Here is a 16,538-nt window from a genome sequence, read left to right as displayed (position 1 = left end):
GTTATGCAAAATCAATGCCGGATCTTATTGATTGATGAATAAATTATTTTTGAGTCATCAAACTATTCCACACATGACATTCCGCCCTGTTATGACTTATGATGTACAAAGCCGTTAACCTAAACATTTCCATAGAAGGTCGGATGAACCATGAAAAATGTCGCGCTCGCAGTTCTGGCTCTCTCCTGTTTTTCTCTGAACTCTACCCACGCTAAACTGCCTGACCAGAAAACTGACCTCCTCATTGTCGGAGGAACAGAGTCCGGCTGGGCTGCTGCTATCCAGGCGGCACGACAGGGAGTGAAGTCCATCACGCTGGTCCTGGATGGAGACTGGCTGGGCGGTCAGTACACCGAACAGGCGCTGGCCTGCGTAGACGAAAACAAAGGCCCGGGGAAAGTTGGCTGGGGAGTCGACTGGCATCCCATGAAACGCTCCTTCCACCGCAGTGGGCTCTTCAAAGAACTGATGGACGGAATCGAAGCATTTAATACAGAAAAGTACGGCTCTCCCATGCCGGGTCGCCCCTTTCATGGCCCGTCCACATTTCGCCCTGCCGAAGCGGAAGCTGTCTTTCGAAAACTGCTGCAACCATATGTAGACAACGGACAGGTCACACTCATCACACGCCATTACCCCGTCAAAGCAGATCTCGAAACGTCGGGAACACGTCCTCAATTAACGGGACTCTGGTTTGCCCCCGTGGGTTCAGAACAACCTGACCTGCACATTCAGGCGCCGCTGACGATCGATGCTTCTGACTGGGGAGACGTGATTCAGGTCGCCGGTGCTGAGTTTGAAATCGGAGCCGATCCCCGCTCGCGGTATCACGAACCGAGCGCACCCCTGGATTTATCCGACTACCCTGCCAACGAAATGAATCCCATCACCTGGGCGATGATCGTGGCAGAATCGGACGGTGATACTCCGATTCCCCAACCAGGCCACTATGACGACCGGAATTTTGTCCGCACTTCCCGGTTGAGCCTCGCAGAAATGAAATCGTTAAAATGGGATCGCCCCGTCAGGCTTGGTTCGATCCCGCACTGGCCCGACAAAGGGAAAGCATCGCCACGCCAGCTTTCCATTTTCACCGTGCGCAGAATTGTGGATGGGGAGACCAGCAAAGATCACCGCACCAGTATCCTGCTGAATTACATGCTCGGTCAGGACTACCCACTGGAACGGTTACCGCAACATGTCGTCGATGCTCTGGAAGCGACCGAACCGGGAGCGTCAGAAAAAAACATCGTGTTAATGACACGACCGCAGCGACAGATCATTTTTGATGACGCCAAACGGCACTCGCTGAGTCTGTTGTATCACCTGCAGAATTTTGTGCATGAACGGGCTCCCGACAAGACCAACAGTTTCCGTCATTTTCATTTAAGCGACGAGTTCGGAACGGCAGACCGCCTGCCCCCCAAACCTTACATTCGTGAATCCCTGCGGTTGAAAGCCATGTACATGATGCGCGAACAGGACGGACGCAATCAGGATGGTCCTGATAAAAAATTCGCGCGCGAGCGTTTCTCTCAGGTCATGTATCCGGACGGGCTTTTCGCCTGGCAGTTTCATTATGACTTCCATCGCACCGGACGGGCCTACCTGACATCGGAAGGAAACAAGGGGCCCTGGATCGACTACGAAAAACCGGGACGCAACACCAGCCTGGTCAGCGACCGCAGCCTGTTTCCACTCCGTAGTCTGGTGCCTGTTAAAATGGACGGCTTACTGGGTGCCCAGAAAAATGTCGGATACAGCAGCATTGTCAGTGCGGCGATTCGCCTGCACGATCAATGCGTGGCCATCGGTCAGGCTGCTGGTGCGACTGCTGCAGTATCGTTACAAAACAATGTTGCACCGCGCGACATCCCTTACAATCGGGAACAACTGGAACAGGTCAGAACCGCGTTATGCAGCGAAACAGAAACAGGCGTTGCCTTACTGATCTGGCCTTACCGTGATCTCGCTCCATCACATCCCGCTTTTGTTGCCGTGAATCGACTGGCGGCCCGAGGCGTCTTGCCGATGGATGTGCGTGCCGTCGATTTTCACCCCGACGATCCTGCCAGTCCTGCATGGCGTCAGCAGGTTCAGCAACTCGCGGCGCAATCCGTTAAAGTATCGAACCTGCCTTTCACATTAAAAGACAGCATGACTCGCGGAGAATTCTGTCAACAGTTGTGGGCAGGGTTGAAAGAGTTGCCTCTGCGTCCCTACACCCGCCTGAAACCAGACGATGCAGACGCTGACGGCATCCTGGATGTAGATGATCCGACTCTCTTCACCCCCGGTGAACCAGTTCAATGGAAGATCAACCCCATCGTGAATTCACCAGATCAGGATGGACTGCTGGATCTCAAAAAAAACACGCAGGCACGCCGGATTAATTTTACGGGGAAAAAGACGCCGACTCTCACAGGCTTTGAAGCGGATCATGGAGCTGCTTTTGACCCGCAGCGCGGATTTGGCTGGCAGCGCGATCTGAGCCAGAATGTTCGTCAACGCAAACAGGTCCCCGAAGCCTATCGAGATACCTTCGTATTCACACGCGATCATGACCGCTGGGAATGTACGGTTCCCAATGGAACCTGGCAGGTCACAGTCTGTGTGGGCGATGCCGGCCATGACCAGACGGGACAGTGGGTGGCCGTCGAAGGCAATCAGATCATCAGTGAGCTTTCCACGACTGGCGGATCCTTTCAGGAAAAACAGACCCGGGTCGAAGTCAGAGATGGCCGACTGACCATTGAGATTGGAAAACCACAGGCGGGAACCAATACCTGTCTGAACTGGATTACCTTCGAACAGGTCACTGCCGAGGACTCATCCAGATAATCCTGTCCAGTAAATTTCAGCTCCGGTTTCGTGAATGATGATTAAGAAATCAGGCAGATCTCTGATTCAACCTTCAGAACTGGACTCACCTGCCCGGATTTGCCGTTATTTTCGACGAGCTGCAGAGAATCATATTGTACGCATCAAGACTTGACGATACATTAAACAAGCACAATAATAAACAAGATTAACAATATGGAAGTCATGTCGCTCAGACTTCACAATACCAACGGAACTGGAATCGAAATGAAGTTCGGTCCTCATTCGCGTACTCACACACAGCACGCTTTCACAGGGTTCAATCCGCTGGTCCCGGAAGGACTAGTACTTCAGAGTCGCCGTAATATGCTGAAAGCCTCTCTCGCAGGACTGGCCGGGCTCTCCGTCCCCGGTCTGCTCAAGGCTTCCGATCAACTCCAGCTGGCAGGTAAATCGACTCCCTCCAAGAAAAGTATCATCCTCCTCTGGATGACCGGCGGCCCCAGCCACATTGATACCTGGGATCCCAAACCGGACCGTCCCATTCAAAACCGCGGCCCGTTTGGCGTGACCCAGACTTCGGTCCCCGGGATCACCATCACAGACATGCTCCCCAAGCAGGCGGCGATGATGGACCGCTTCACGCTGATTCGCTCCGTCGATCCCAAAATGAGCAGCCATCAACCCAATCAGGTGATGCAGACCGCGAACCTGCTCGCAACTCCCCGTACCAATCGGAAAGGGGATCGCTACCCGGCGATGGCATCGATTGTTGCCAAACATCACGGCCCCAATCATCCCGCCATGCCCCCTTATGTCTCTTTCATGAAACACGATTCCCATATCGCCTGGGGCGGATATCTGGGGAAAGAATACGATCCGTTCATCGCTAACGATGCAGCAGACCTCCCCGTCTATGACATGGTGGGCAATGACACCGGGACAACCAGTGGCGGTAAAATGTTTCAGTTTGCGCCTGGTCTCTCTTTTGACCGCATGAAAGACCGGCGCGACCTGATGCTGCAGTTCGACAAAATGCGGAGCGGCATCGATCAGGCCGGTTCCATGCAGGCCCTCGACAGTTACAGCCGTCGCGCCTATGACATGGTGCTCGGTCAACGCGTGCAGGATGCGTTCGATCTGAGTAAGGAAACACCCGAAACCCGGGACCGTTATGGAAAACATCTCTGGTGTCAGCAGGCTCTGCTGGCGCGACGACTTGTGGAAGCAGGTACGTCCTTCGTCACGCTGGACCTGAGCTACCATACCGCCTCCGGAACGTGGGATAACCATGGCGACAACATTCCCCCTTATGGCGGAATTAAAAATGGTCTCGGTCCCCTGCTCCCCCTGTTTGACCATCTGTTGACGACGCTGGTTTCCGATCTGGAAGAGCGATCGTTGCTGGATGATACTCTCGTGATTGCGATGGGAGAATTCGGTCGCTCGCCCAATTCGGGTACGCAAGGCAGTACGGACGGCCGCGACCACTGGCCGGTCGTGATGTCGATGTGCCTGGCAGGTGGCGGTATGAATCACGGACAGGTGATTGGTGCCAGCGAACATGACGGCAGCGAGATCAAACATCGTCCCGTGCGCCCCGGAGATCTGGCCGCAACCATCTATAAATATATGGGTGTCCCCCTCGATACCCATTATATTGATGACAAAGGCCGTCCCATTTTTGCTGTGGAAAATGGCGAACCGATTCACGAACTCTTCTGATCGCATCGCATTTACCAGAGCATCTTCTCTAAAAATATCGAAAACCCTCCTGAAACGCAGCGATTCCCCGTTTGATTTTTCCGGAGCATGAGATAATCTGCATGCTGAGATCGTCGCCTGGTGCGCGAGCGTTCTCAATTTCACAGATGCCGTTGATATCAAACCAGCCCGCGCTCTTTCAGAAACCATTCCAGTTCCATGACCAGTTCCGCCGCCTCGCTTCCAGACACTTCTCTCAATGCCGCCGCGCAGGATTCCCGCCTGCGCTGGACCGTGTATCTGTTGCTGATCACTGTCGCCTGCGGACAAGGTCTGGCAGCCATCATGAACAGTGCGCCGCTGCAGAGTGCCAACGATCGTTCCCGCTGGTGTACGGTCTGGTCTCTAGTGGAAGAAGGGACTTACCAGATCGACACCATCAACGAGCGTCCCGGCTGGTCGAGCATCGACAAAGTCAGACACGATGGCCACTTCTATTCTTCCAAGCCTCCGCTATTTCCGACAATGGTCGCGGGGCTTTACTGGTTCATCAAAACCACAACGGGATTGAACCTGAACCGGAATCTCCATGATGTGGCGCATCTGATCCTGATCGCCGTCAACCTGATCCCGATGCTGATTGCACTGCTGCTGATCTGTAAAATCGTAGAACGATATTCCACACGTCTTTTCACGCGTTACTTTGTCGTGATTGCAGCCTGTTTCGCCACGCTGCTGACACCGTTTCTTTTAACGTTGAACAATCATTCGATTGCTGCCTCCAGTGCCATCTTCACGATCTATCCACTCATGCGGATTCTCATCGACGGCGAACAGCGCAAACGCTATTTTCTACTGGCCGGTTTCTTCGCCATGCTGACCTGCTGCAATGAACTGCCGGCGGCCCTGTTTGGCCTGATCGTCTTCGGGCTCTTGTTCAGAGCGAACCCCCGCCTGACCTTACTTGTTTTTTCACCCGCTGCACTGGTTCCCCTATTCGGTTTTTTCATCACCAACTATGCAGCAACGGGGGGCTGGAAACCGTTCTACATGTATTACGGAACCGAAAAATATTTATACGAACACAAAGGGGTGCCCAGCTACTGGAACAACCCTCAAGATCTTGACCGGAATCTCGACTCTCCCCTCGTCTACTTCTTTCATTGCACGCTCGGTCATCATGGTATTTTCTCACTGTCTCCCATCTATTTCCTGACACTCTTCGCCTGGCTGAGAATCAGTAAGTACAAAGCACATCTCCTGCGTCACCTGTTGTGGATCAGCCTGATTTTGAGCGTGATCGTGTTTGGTTTTTACCTGTCTCGAACGAACAATTATAACTACGGCGGTAACAGTTCCGCACTCCGCTGGATGCTCTGGCTGACCCCGTTCTGGCTCATCAGCATGATCCCATTACTCGATGAATTCGCAGAGAAACGCTGGCTGAAGGGGCTGGGCATCCTCTGTCTGCTGGGATCGGTTTTCTCGGCTTATCATCCGCTGCACAATCCCTGGCGGGCTCCCTGGATCTACTCCATGTTCGAGCAGGCCGGCTGGATCAACTATAAACAGCCCCCGGCTGCCCTGCAGCGCCCTTTGACAACCTGGCTGGCAGCACTTCCGGAACCGACGCAGGAAATCCCTGAACCCTTTGTCGAATTTTCCGGACCGGCCAACGATGGTCGTCTCGTCAAACTTCGCATCAGTCTGCAACCTTCGTCCGATGCTGCGGTACGGGTAATTCAGGTCACTCACACCCTCGGCAGCGAGACGCGCGATACCAGGCAATACACAATCAACATAGCAGATTTCAACGCCGGAAAATGGCCACAGGATTTTCTGCGCTGGCCAGACCAGGATGTCAGCCAGGCAGAGAAATATGCCGCCTATCGCTTCTTCTACGGCATGCCCCGTCCCCGCAAGTACAATCCCGGCAGAACACGGTACCTGTTCACACCGCTCCGTGAAGATGCCTTCGAATGCCAGCTGGCAGCATCACAGGTCGCCGTTACCATCGCTGCTAAAACGGCTGCAGAGCAGTCACTACGCTACCGCAAAGATCTCTGGCTCTGTGATCAGATTCCCTTTGGTGTCGCAAAACTGGAAACGTCGGTCTATGACTCGGAGAGCAATCTGCTTCTCAGCCGACAGACACTGGTGGTGACAGACTGCAGCAGTCAGACCAGCACCTCATCGGCTGAAGCTCCTTAACCGCATTATTCTTTGGGAGCAGCAGGACCTGCGACAGGTTGAACCCACGCACGCTCCACTTCACCGATCTCCGAAGGATTCGGATGCAGTTTGGAAGAGCGAATGACGGCTCTGACATAAATTTCTTTTCCTGTCAGATCATAACTCGCGGAAGTCCCTTTGACGGATTTCAGGGTGTCGCCGATTTTCTTACTATAGCGCTGGGTGGTAATGATTTCCTGCCCCTGTTTATCGAGAACAGGCATCCCCCGTTTGGGATAACCTTCCAGCGTACCAATAAAATCGGTCGTATAGCTCACCCCTTCTTCGGGATCGATTTCGATTTGAATTCCCTGATCGGAATAGGTCACCGACTTCAATTTCACTCCTGAAGAGGCATAGAAACGACCTGCTTCCAGCGCTTCAACCAGCGCTTCGGGTTCCAGCTTTTCTGAGAGAATCACAACCCAGCCTCGCCCTGGTTCGCTGGCCCGGCTCGGAATTTTGTGGTAATTGTGTCCGTCATCCGTTCCCAGTCCGTACATGATTGGGAGCTTTAATTCCGCCAGGCGCTTCGTCAGAATAATGTCCCAGATTTTCTCGGTGCTGGCATGCGCTTCATCTCCCGAATTATTCACGCCGGGATGTCCGTTATAGACTTCGAAGAAATTCTCGCCAACCACCTTCATCAGGTCTTCCGCTGTGACCCCGTAATGAAAATTGGGATGATTCAAATGGATGATCATTTTCTGCCCGGTTCGCTCACGCTGCGATACTAAGGCATTCGTGTTATTCTGCATCACTTCGTACACGCTCTTGCCACCTAAGGGAGTCAGCAGGGAATGCACGTTGGTGGCATTCATGTGCACGGGATAATTTTTGAAGCGATCCGTGACTTCCTCACTCTGGATCAGCAGATATTCTCCAGGCTCCCCCAGCTTTTCCGAAACTTCTTCGAAGGTGCGTAAGCGAACTTCAGTTTGTCCCTCTTCATTTTTTCGTTCTTCCACCCAGTCAGGGAACCGCTTTTTCAACTCTTCGTAAGCATGCAGTTTCCCTTTGTTTTTTTCTGGCACCGTCCAGCGTTCTGTATTGGACAGCACATTATGATCGGTGAACGACAGAAAATCGTAACCATGCGACTTGTACCAGTCCGCGATCATTTCCAGATAGTCATCGCCGTCACTCCAGAGAGAATGGGTATGCATATTACCCTTATACCATTTCTGATTTCCTGTCTCTTTTAACTCAATCGTGTCTGCAGCACCTGCCAGAGATCCTGTCAGACAGACAAAGCCAAGCATCAGCAGACAGACTGCCGGGAAACGAATGGAATGCCCGCAGGCAGTGTGATTTTGGAAACGATGCATGTTGAGAACTCCGAAGTAAAAGATCACTCGATTCAATAATATTTTTAGCTCAAAAATTCTGGGGGGCATTGGTAATCAGATCGGCCTGCAGCTCATGTTGCTTATAAACATCAGGTGCCGCCACAGGCTTTAAAACAAAACCGGCATTCACCAGGTTACGTAACGAGACCGGGGACGCGCCCCAGCGAACAATCACCTGTTTACCCGCTTCCGGCTTTTCCCCGTCTGGTTTTTCTGCTGTGATCGCCGTACTTTCATCCACCGGGAGATTCAGGTCCTGAGGGATCACCGCCCCTTGAACCTGTTTGTAGTCCACATTTCCCCAGAGATAGAAAATCAGAAACGTCAGTTCAAGCGGCGGTTCGCTTTTACTTACCAGCAGGCAGTGATCGACATTCTGAGTCAGTCTCAGTTGATGCTCAAACTGCAGCAGTCGCTCACCCGAGGGGTTTGGTTTGGGAACGGAATAGACTCCATAGACGACATGTAAAACGGACAGGGAAATAACCATCGCGATTTCCACAAGCCGATGGCCTTCCTCTTTTTTAAACCGATGGCTGTACCAGAGCACCATCACCAGTGATAATCCGAGAATGATTAGCTGTCGCAGAAAATGGGCTGAGATCCGGGGACTGAGCGAATCAGTATGCGAAGCGCTGATGAAGATCACTGCCAGAACTCCTACTGTAAATACAGCCAGGACCGTCGGGTAACTCACACGCCGCAGTGCAATCTGCTGAAATTCCCAGGCAACAATCGCCAGCATCGGGATGATAAAAAACAGCTTCCACATCGCACGGGTGCTGGTATTCATCTCAGGCAGATATTGCACACCCCACCAGAATAAAGCACCGCTCAAAGCCCACATCACAATCAGCCTGAGCCAGGCAATCTCCTGCATATTCCCTTGAGGATTGATGACACGCTTCAATCCGTGAAACAGTCCGAACACCGCAAAGCCCAGCAGGAAGCCCATCGAAGAAATGAGATCCCGTACAAAGTACGAAGGATAAAACTCCGTTTTCCAGTACAGGCTGATATTCGGCTGCCCCGGTCCGGCAAACCATTTCCCCCAGAATCCTTCAATTTGAGAGGCAGCCATCAGTTCCCACCAGCCACCGACGGCAAAACCTGTGAAAGCCAGTATGAAAAATGATTTCCAGATGCGGACGGCTTGTTTGAAGAGGGGCGGCTTTTTCTGTTCGATTCCTGAGCGGGATTTCGGCAACTCCTCCGGGTTCAATATATAAAGCCCCAGCATCACCAGTACAGCCAGTGCCAGAGCGCCTCCGGAAAGCAGGCACAGACCCAGCGAAATTCCGCCACACAACAGCTTGTAGGAAACGATGCCCGACTCGGAACGCAGATGGGTAATAAAGCCCCAGATCGTCATCAGGGCAAACAGAATCGGAAACGCCGGTGCTTCGATCAGTTGGACCTGTTTCAGAACCATCGGATGAAACGCCAGCAGAAAGCAGAATACCAGCGCATAGCGGGGATTACAGACTTTTCTGGTCAGACGATAGGCGAAATAGAGCATGCCCGCGGTGGAAAAGTAAGAGAACAGAACCAGGGACGAAGACCAGTGACCAATCACGGACAGCAGCCCGGTAAACATCCAGCGGATCAAAGGTGGCTGTGAGATCAGCGCATTCGTACTGTCTCCAATCAGTTCCGCTTTGCCCAGGCACTGCAGTCCAAACCAGGCTGAGAGTTCGTCGATCCGATAGGAATGAAAAGCCAGCAATCCCGGACCGAGAGCCAGCAACACGACCAGGGGAGACATCACAGCCGCACGCCGCATCACTGGAAACAGATCATGAGCAGGTGCCACCGATCGCTGCAACAGTTCCTGATCACTGATAATTACCAAGGGTTTTCCTTCCATGCATTCAGGACGGCAGGCGACCTGTCACCAGTCGGCTGATGCAAGAGCTCTCAAAATCTATTTCTATTGAAACAGCCTGTATTGTATCGCACGTCTAAACTCAGGAACACTCTTCTTACAGGAAAATCCCTCAGACAAGAGTCACCGGAGAGGGTTTAACCTCTATCACAGTAATAGGTTTCGCCACTGCAGAGATCAACTCCTGACAAATATTCTGATTGTAATCCCTGAACTCAACCAGAACTACGGAACCGGTCAAATCATCACATTTTTTCTGTTTTGACTCAAGACAGACTGTCGAAGTTATCAAAATACGCACCCGCAGACATTGCAGCATTTTTAATCTCAGGATGAGAAATATGTATAAGGATAGAATGAATTTTTAAGATCCTTCGAGTATTGGCTTTAATATGTCACCACACATCACAATAGATTCCGCCCATCAGCTGAGTGAACTCATCAAACAGGCTATTTCCTCTTCAGAGCTCTTCGCCAACCGAAGTGTTCAATATCACGTCGAACAGGAACAGGTTGTTCTTACTGGCATCGTCGGCAGTTATTATGCAAAACAGTTAGCCCAGGAATCAGTCAGCCGCATTCAGGGGGTCAGGCAGGTTCAGAATCGACTGACTGTCGCACAGGATCAGATGAGCCAGCCGATTCTCAGTACAAACTGAGGCGACGCTAAAAACGCTTCTCATAATGATTTAGGCGTTTGAACCTGCATTGACATGTTTTTATGTATAGAATTTGGCAAAAAACATGACAATACATCAGGTTGCGCAGGCTGACCGTTGTCAAATCCGTGTGAATCTTGTTAGAATCCCCGTTCCCCTGCGTTTCTGAGGGGGAAGCAGTCATTGTACGCACAGAGGATTCGGGGCGAACCCCCGTCACAATATAACCGTCATTCATACATACTAAGGGACACTGGAAGACAATGTCTTTACGAAGAGCTCAACTGGAACGTCAGTTACAAAACGCAGAAACCACAATTGCCGATTACAGCAAGGTCCTGGATGAGCAGAATGTGACTCCGGAACAGCGCAAAAAGCATCCCAAGTGGAAGCAGGTCAATGCACAACGCAATCAGATCAAAAACCGTCTGAAGTCGCTGAAAATCATCGAAGATCGCGAAGAAGCAATCAAACAGGGAGTGACTGCTTCCGAATCTTCCGAAGACTAATTCCCCGGTCTTCGCATTAGAGATACTGGCTCCGCAAATAGTTGATGGAGTCACCCCGGAGAGGTGGCAGAGTGGCCGATTGTGCAGCACTGGAAATGCTGTGTCTCGGAAACGGGACCGGGGGTTCGAATCCCCCTCTCTCCGCTTATTTGATTGCCGTTGAGTTATAACCCTATAACTCAGCGGCATTTGCTTTTTCTGGACCGCTCCAGAGCTTCCCATTTGTGGCACTTTTTGTGGCGTTTTGTGGCACGGGGGTTCTCTGAAAGGTTCTGCTGATGAAGCAATCATCAAAACAAAATCGGAAGACTTCGTTCCGAATCGGCAAAGTCCGCGGCGATCTCCGCGGGAAAATCTGGTACCTCACCTACCACGAAAATGGCAAGCGTTTGCGACCCAAAATTGGTCCGGACAAAGAACAGGCCCGGCAGATGGCCGCGCGTATCAATTCCCAGTTAGAGTCTCACACTCATTCTGTATTCAATTTTGAACCCGTTCAAATCGATGATTTGCAAACCAGATGGCTCAACCATCATGAACAAGTATTGCGGTCCTCATTACAGACCATCCGCCGCTACCGTGCTGCGACAACTCATCTGATTAACTTCATTGCGCAAAAAGGAGTTGCTTCGAAAACATCACTATTCCAGGTCGGACATGCAGAAGAGTTCGTGCATTATCTGCGTACGATCAAAGTCGCTCCCAATGGTCATGAGAATTCGCAGAAACGCCCCCTGCTCGACAAAGGCATCAAATACATCCTGCAATGTTGCCGAAGCATGTTTGGCTACGCGATAAAACGACGGCACCTTTCTCCGTATGCCGAAAACCCATTCTCCAGTCTCGATCTGGACCGCATCCCGATCGAAAATGCCAAAGCCATTTCCATTTTCAGCCCCGATCAGGAAAAGAAATTCCTGGAAGCCTGTGACGACTGGCAGTTCCCGATTTTTCTTACGCTCATGCTGACGGGGCTCCGACCGGGGGAACTTACGCACCTGCTGCTACCTGACGATCTCGATCTGAACGCGGGAATACTCTACGTCAGAAACAAACCTCATCTAGGCTGGCAGGTCAAAACACGCAATGAACGTGAAATCCCATTGATCGATGAACTGAGAGATGTTCTGAAAATCACAGTTGGTAAGAGAGCGACAGGCCCCGTCTTTTTGCAACGTCGTTACTCATTAGTCTCTGTACGGCCCGATCTAAATGGCCATACTGAAAACCAACTCGAAGCCACGCTCCAGCATCGAGTAGTTCAAGAAGAGACCACCTACGGCAAAGCTATCAATAGAAACCAGTGGATGAAAATCTCACGAACAATCTGGCGCGATAGCGGTGCTTTGAAAACCGATCGGATACGATCGGAATTCATCAAGCTGACAAAGCATATTACTCTACCTCAGTTTACGGCTCCAAAATCACTGAGACATCTCTTTGCGACCAATCTGCAAGATGGGGACGTGGACACATTAATCCGAAGTGAATTGATGGGGCATTCTACTTCGGCAACGAATGGAGCAGGTCATGGACTCGGAATGACTGCCACTTATACTCACTCACGTCCTGAAACTAAACGCAGACAATTACAAAAGGCATTGTTGATTCGGCCATCAATAATAATAGCTCGTAAGCGTTTTTTAGAGTTAACGAAGTCTGGACTTCCCTAGAAATAGTGGGCGCCGTGTTAAAGTTAGGTAGCCTATTCAATCTGTTCGGGGCTTTTATGTCCCAGACCGTGTGAGGCATCTCGCCTGTCGAGTGAAGCCAAGAGCCAACAAACGTCGGACAAAAGCGCTGGTCCTGCGTGAGGGGCGTTCGGCGATCCGGCGACAAGCCGGCCCCGTGTTGTTGGTTTCAATCCGCGCCCCTGCGTGAGGGGCGATAGTAGCCTACCTGATTACAGCGTTTGTGTGTGCGGGTTTCAATCCGCGCCCCTACGTGAGGGGCGATGCAACATAACCACGCCAGTCGTTGGTCAGGTTCCGGTTTCAATCCGCGCCCCTACGTGAGGGGCGATACACCACAGAGGGGATGCAGACAGACCGAATCCTGTTTCAATCCGCGCCCCTACGTGAGGGGCGATACTTGCTTCCGTGCTCCCCGACCGTTCGCAGCGTGTTTCAATCCGCGCCCCTACGTGAGGGGCGATCATCCTCCATCCAAAGACTTCGCCATTGCTGAAGCTGTTTCAATCCGCGCCCCTACGTGAGGGGCGATGTTCAGTTTCTGGATCTTGTCCGTCCGGGGTGCTGCTGTTTCAATCCGCGCCCCTACGTGAGGGGCGATTCCCGGGGAACGCCGTCGTTGGCGTTGACGTGTCGGTTTCAATCCGCGCCCCTACGTGAGGGGCGATAGTCCTTCGAAGACCGCAATCTGAATTCCGATCTGTTTCAATCCGCGCCCCTACGTGAGGGGCGATGCAGTTGCGGGGGCCGTGACTTCGGGGACGGTTTCGGTTTCAATCCGCGCCCCTACGTGAGGGGCGATTTAACGCACTGCGAAAACTCAAGGGAAGACGGGAGTTTCAATCCGCGCCCCTACGTGAGGGGCGATGCAGACGCGGCGGCGGGGGGATTCATCGCCCCGTTGTTTCAATCCGCGCCCCTACGTGAGGGGCGATCCAGGCGGCGAAGGCATGTACCAGCAATTTCTGAAGGTTTCAATCCGCGCCCCTACGTGAGGGGCGATAGGCCAGGTCGCCGGCCTTGATCTTTGTGCAGGGTTTCAATCCGCGCCCCTACGTGAGGGGCGATCTGACATGGTTCGATTGTAGAAAAGCCGCACGGGGGTTTCAATCCGCGCCCCTACGTGAGGGGCGATGACGATTGTTATCAGTGACCGCCTTACCAAACAGTTTCAATCCGCGCCCCTACGTGAGGGGCGATCAACAGTCAAGTCGGTCAATGAATACCAGTCGGAGTTTCAATCCGCGCCCCTACGTGAGGGGCGATCGTGGGGCGAGTGGTTGATTATTACCACCGTCTGTTTCAATCCGCGCCCCTACGTGAGGGGCGATGAGAGCTGGGGAGGCAGTACGATGCATCGTGCGTGTTTCAATCCGCGCCCCTACGTGAGGGGCGATAGTACGGCCGGCAGTGATCTTTCTGGAGAACGTCGAAGTTTCAATCCGCGCCCCTACGTGAGGGGCGATCGGCTAAGGAGTCAGAAGATCCTGTTGACATGATGTTTCAATCCGCGCCCCTACGTGAGGGGCGATAGAAACCAGATGGTTGCCTTACCTTTCCTCGTGGTTTCAATCCGCGCCCCTACGTGAGGGGCGATGGTGTAAACATGCCCGCATCGAATTACCTACAGGCGTTTCAATCCGCGCCCCTACGTGAGGGGCGATAGGCAAGCGAGAGGTCAAGGCTGACCGTGTTGTGTTTCAATCCGCGCCCCTACGTGAGGGGCGATTTTGAAACTGGAGATAACCGCGCTGGCCTGCCGCTTGGTTTCAATCCGCGCCCCTACGTGAGGGGCGATTTTTACATTCCAGATGTTTGCCCACTGTTCGACAGTGTTTCAATCCGCGCCCCTACGTGAGGGGCGATATGGTGATGTATGCAGCAACATTGGTTCTTTCAGTTTCAATCCGCGCCCCTACGTGAGGGGCGATACGTTGGAAAGCATTGTCCAGATACTCGACAATTGTTTCAATCCGCGCCCCTACGTGAGGGGCGATGTTTCAATATTACCATGCCTCATCATCTCCATAAGTTTCAATCCGCGCCCCTACGTGAGGGGCGATCTGATATGAGGGCCGAATTGTTTCAGTTGATCCGGTTTCAATCCGCGCCCCTACGTGAGGGGCGATAGCGATGTTGTAAATCATTAGCTGAGATGTGGCCAAGTTGATTGATCCGCGAAACAAGCGTTTTTTTGATTTGATTTACTCGTACGCTATAATTCAAAGTATCTAAACCTTTATTTAGAATCAAGTTAATAGAAGTGCGAACCTACAGGCTTCAATGAGCGCGCATCAGGTTCGCAATCAGAAACAATGATGCCAGGAACGTTTACATAATCAAGGGACCATCAATATTATAGGACGCTTTTGCCCCATGATGTTCTACTTTCCGTTCCCAGTTATTTCCCAGATTATAAAAGCGGACACTGTCCTGGGAAAGGTCAGCAATTTCTAAAAGCATTGCTTTATAAATAGTCCATTGGCCGGCATCGGCCTTGATTTCGAAAACCGAATTTTGGACGCGCTGACCAATATTCTCGCAAGCCTTGGCGATTCGACGCAGCCGTTTCTGGCCTTTGGGATCTGATGTGGAAATATCGTAGGTGACGAGGACATACACGAGAATACTGTCCTTTATTTCCAGAGGAAGGGAGGATAAAGATCCAGATCACCTCTGAGATGACGCGCGAGCAGACGGGCCTGGATGAGTGGCAGGATGCCGATCGTGATCTTTTCATTGATAAAGGGGTGGAAGATATCTTCACTTTTTCGCTGTTGCCAGGATGTGAGAATTGTGCGTCTTGCTTCCGGAGAGATGAGTACAGCACCGTTTTCCAGTGTCTGAAATGCAGAAACAGTGAGTTGCTGCCGATTGATTAATGAGAACACTAAACGGTCTGCGAGCCAGGGGCGAAATTCTTCCATCAGGTCGAGCGCCAGACCAGGCCTGCCGGGACGATCACGGTGCAGATAACCGACGGCAGCATCTAAACCAGTGGCTTCACACGCAGATCGTATATCATGTGTGAGCAGAGTATACACAAATGACATTAGTGAATTGATTGGATCAAGGGGAGGCCTTTTAGATCGCTTTTGGAATGCAAACCGTTCCTGAAACTGGGTTTGTAAAGAATTGAAAGCAGAGAAATATTGTGCGGCTGCTTCTCCTTCGATTCCACGTAGTTCACTGATGTCGGAAGAAGTCGTAGCTGCTTCAATGGCAATTTTCATCCGAGTGGCAGACTTTTCGATTGTCTGGACACGCGGTTCCAACTCGTTGGCATCGCGAATGGCTCTACGTAATACGGTTCGACAGTTGGCAAGTTTTCCCAATACAAAAGCGCGTGCCAGTTCAAACGTCCGGTTTTCGCTATCCGCGGCCCGATATTGTTCCCTGCGAAGTAATACATTACCTGATGTAAATCCCTGGATCAGAGCACGAAAACGTCCACGTTCGTCGAGGAGTGAAATTGAAATGCCGGACTGGCTGGCAGCTTGCATTAATTGTGGACTTAACCCGATCCGTCCAATACAAATAATGCTATCGAGATTATGAAAGGGAAGACGTGCCTGAGTTTTGTGATCCAAGCGGATTGAAACGGTATCGCCTTCCTTGGCTAAGTAAGATCCTTCCGTTGTGACAAAGAGCGTATTTAAATGGGTTTTCATAATCAACTCACTGTCATT

At 51.8% G+C, this 16,538-nt stretch carries 10 protein-coding genes, 1 tRNA gene and 1 CRISPR repeat array; of the genes, 7 read left to right on the top strand and 4 right to left on the bottom strand.

The genetic code is table 11. The features are described 5' to 3' along the window. Positions 1-150: 150 nt before the first annotated feature. The 3 genes from ACN0YN_RS25045 (at position 151) to ACN0YN_RS25035 (ending at position 6,735) form a co-directional block, all read left to right on the top strand. Positions 151-2,841 (top strand): FAD-dependent oxidoreductase, encoded by a 2,691-nt coding sequence (locus ACN0YN_RS25045; RefSeq protein ID WP_417387765.1) that lies wholly within the window; start codon positions 151-153, stop codon positions 2,839-2,841. A 246-nt stretch (positions 2,842-3,087) separates the two neighbouring features. Then, positions 3,088-4,545: a DUF1501 domain-containing protein gene (locus ACN0YN_RS25040; protein ID WP_417387764.1), complete on the top strand. Its 1,458-nt coding sequence runs from the start codon at positions 3,088-3,090 to the stop codon at positions 4,543-4,545. Between the two features lie 198 nt (positions 4,546-4,743). Beyond that, entirely contained in the window at positions 4,744-6,735 is a 1,992-nt protein-coding gene (locus tag ACN0YN_RS25035) for a hypothetical protein (protein ID WP_417387763.1), read from the top strand. Between the two features lie 5 nt (positions 6,736-6,740). On the opposite strand, the gene ACN0YN_RS25030 is transcribed toward ACN0YN_RS25035, so the two are convergent. Together ACN0YN_RS25030 and ACN0YN_RS25025 are read right to left on the bottom strand one after the other, a co-directional pair. Then, complete coding sequence (locus ACN0YN_RS25030; protein ID WP_417387762.1) at positions 6,741-8,084, bottom strand: hypothetical protein; 1,344 nt, start codon at positions 8,082-8,084, stop codon at positions 6,741-6,743. A gap of 49 nt (positions 8,085-8,133) precedes the next feature. Then, positions 8,134-9,957, bottom strand: a complete 1,824-nt coding sequence (locus ACN0YN_RS25025) for an ArnT family glycosyltransferase (protein WP_417387761.1) — start codon at positions 9,955-9,957, stop codon at positions 8,134-8,136. Between the two features lie 425 nt (positions 9,958-10,382). Between ACN0YN_RS25025 and ACN0YN_RS25020 the strand changes: the two genes are divergently transcribed. The 4 genes from ACN0YN_RS25020 to ACN0YN_RS25005 all read left to right on the top strand — a co-directional run bounded on the left by ACN0YN_RS25020 (position 10,383) and on the right by ACN0YN_RS25005 (position 12,831). After that, positions 10,383-10,649 carry a BON domain-containing protein gene (locus tag ACN0YN_RS25020; protein ID WP_417387760.1) on the top strand — a complete coding sequence of 89 codons (267 nt, stop codon included), beginning with the start codon at positions 10,383-10,385 and terminating at the stop codon, positions 10,647-10,649. A gap of 263 nt (positions 10,650-10,912) precedes the next feature. Further along, complete coding sequence (locus tag ACN0YN_RS25015) at positions 10,913-11,158, top strand: hypothetical protein (protein ID WP_417387759.1); 246 nt, start codon at positions 10,913-10,915, stop codon at positions 11,156-11,158. A 57-nt stretch (positions 11,159-11,215) separates the two neighbouring features. Further along, a tRNA-Ser gene (locus tag ACN0YN_RS25010) sits at positions 11,216-11,302 on the top strand. A gap of 134 nt (positions 11,303-11,436) precedes the next feature. Continuing rightward, complete coding sequence (locus tag ACN0YN_RS25005; RefSeq protein ID WP_417387758.1) at positions 11,437-12,831, top strand: tyrosine-type recombinase/integrase; 1,395 nt, start codon at positions 11,437-11,439, stop codon at positions 12,829-12,831. A gap of 184 nt (positions 12,832-13,015) precedes the next feature. Further along, positions 13,016-14,978: direct repeats of the CRISPR family, unit length 32 nt; unit sequence GTTTCAATCCGCGCCCCTACGTGAGGGGCGAT. Between the two features lie 202 nt (positions 14,979-15,180). On the opposite strand, the gene cas2 is transcribed toward ACN0YN_RS25005, so the two are convergent. Both cas2 and cas1c read right to left on the bottom strand, forming a co-directional pair. Further along, positions 15,181-15,471 (bottom strand): CRISPR-associated endonuclease Cas2, encoded by a 291-nt coding sequence (gene cas2 / locus ACN0YN_RS25000; RefSeq protein WP_417387757.1) that lies wholly within the window; start codon positions 15,469-15,471, stop codon positions 15,181-15,183. Positions 15,472-15,485: 14 nt separating this feature from the next. After that, on the bottom strand, positions 15,486-16,538 hold a 1,053-nt coding region (gene cas1c / locus ACN0YN_RS24995), incomplete at its 5' end, for a type I-C CRISPR-associated endonuclease Cas1c (protein ID WP_417387756.1).

Origin of the sequence: Gimesia sp., assembly GCF_048260065.1 — a bacterium.
GTDB lineage: Bacteria > Planctomycetota > Planctomycetia > Planctomycetales > Planctomycetaceae > Gimesia.
The sequence above is the reverse complement of the archived record's forward strand: the minus strand, read 5'-3'. Positions and strand labels throughout refer to the sequence as shown.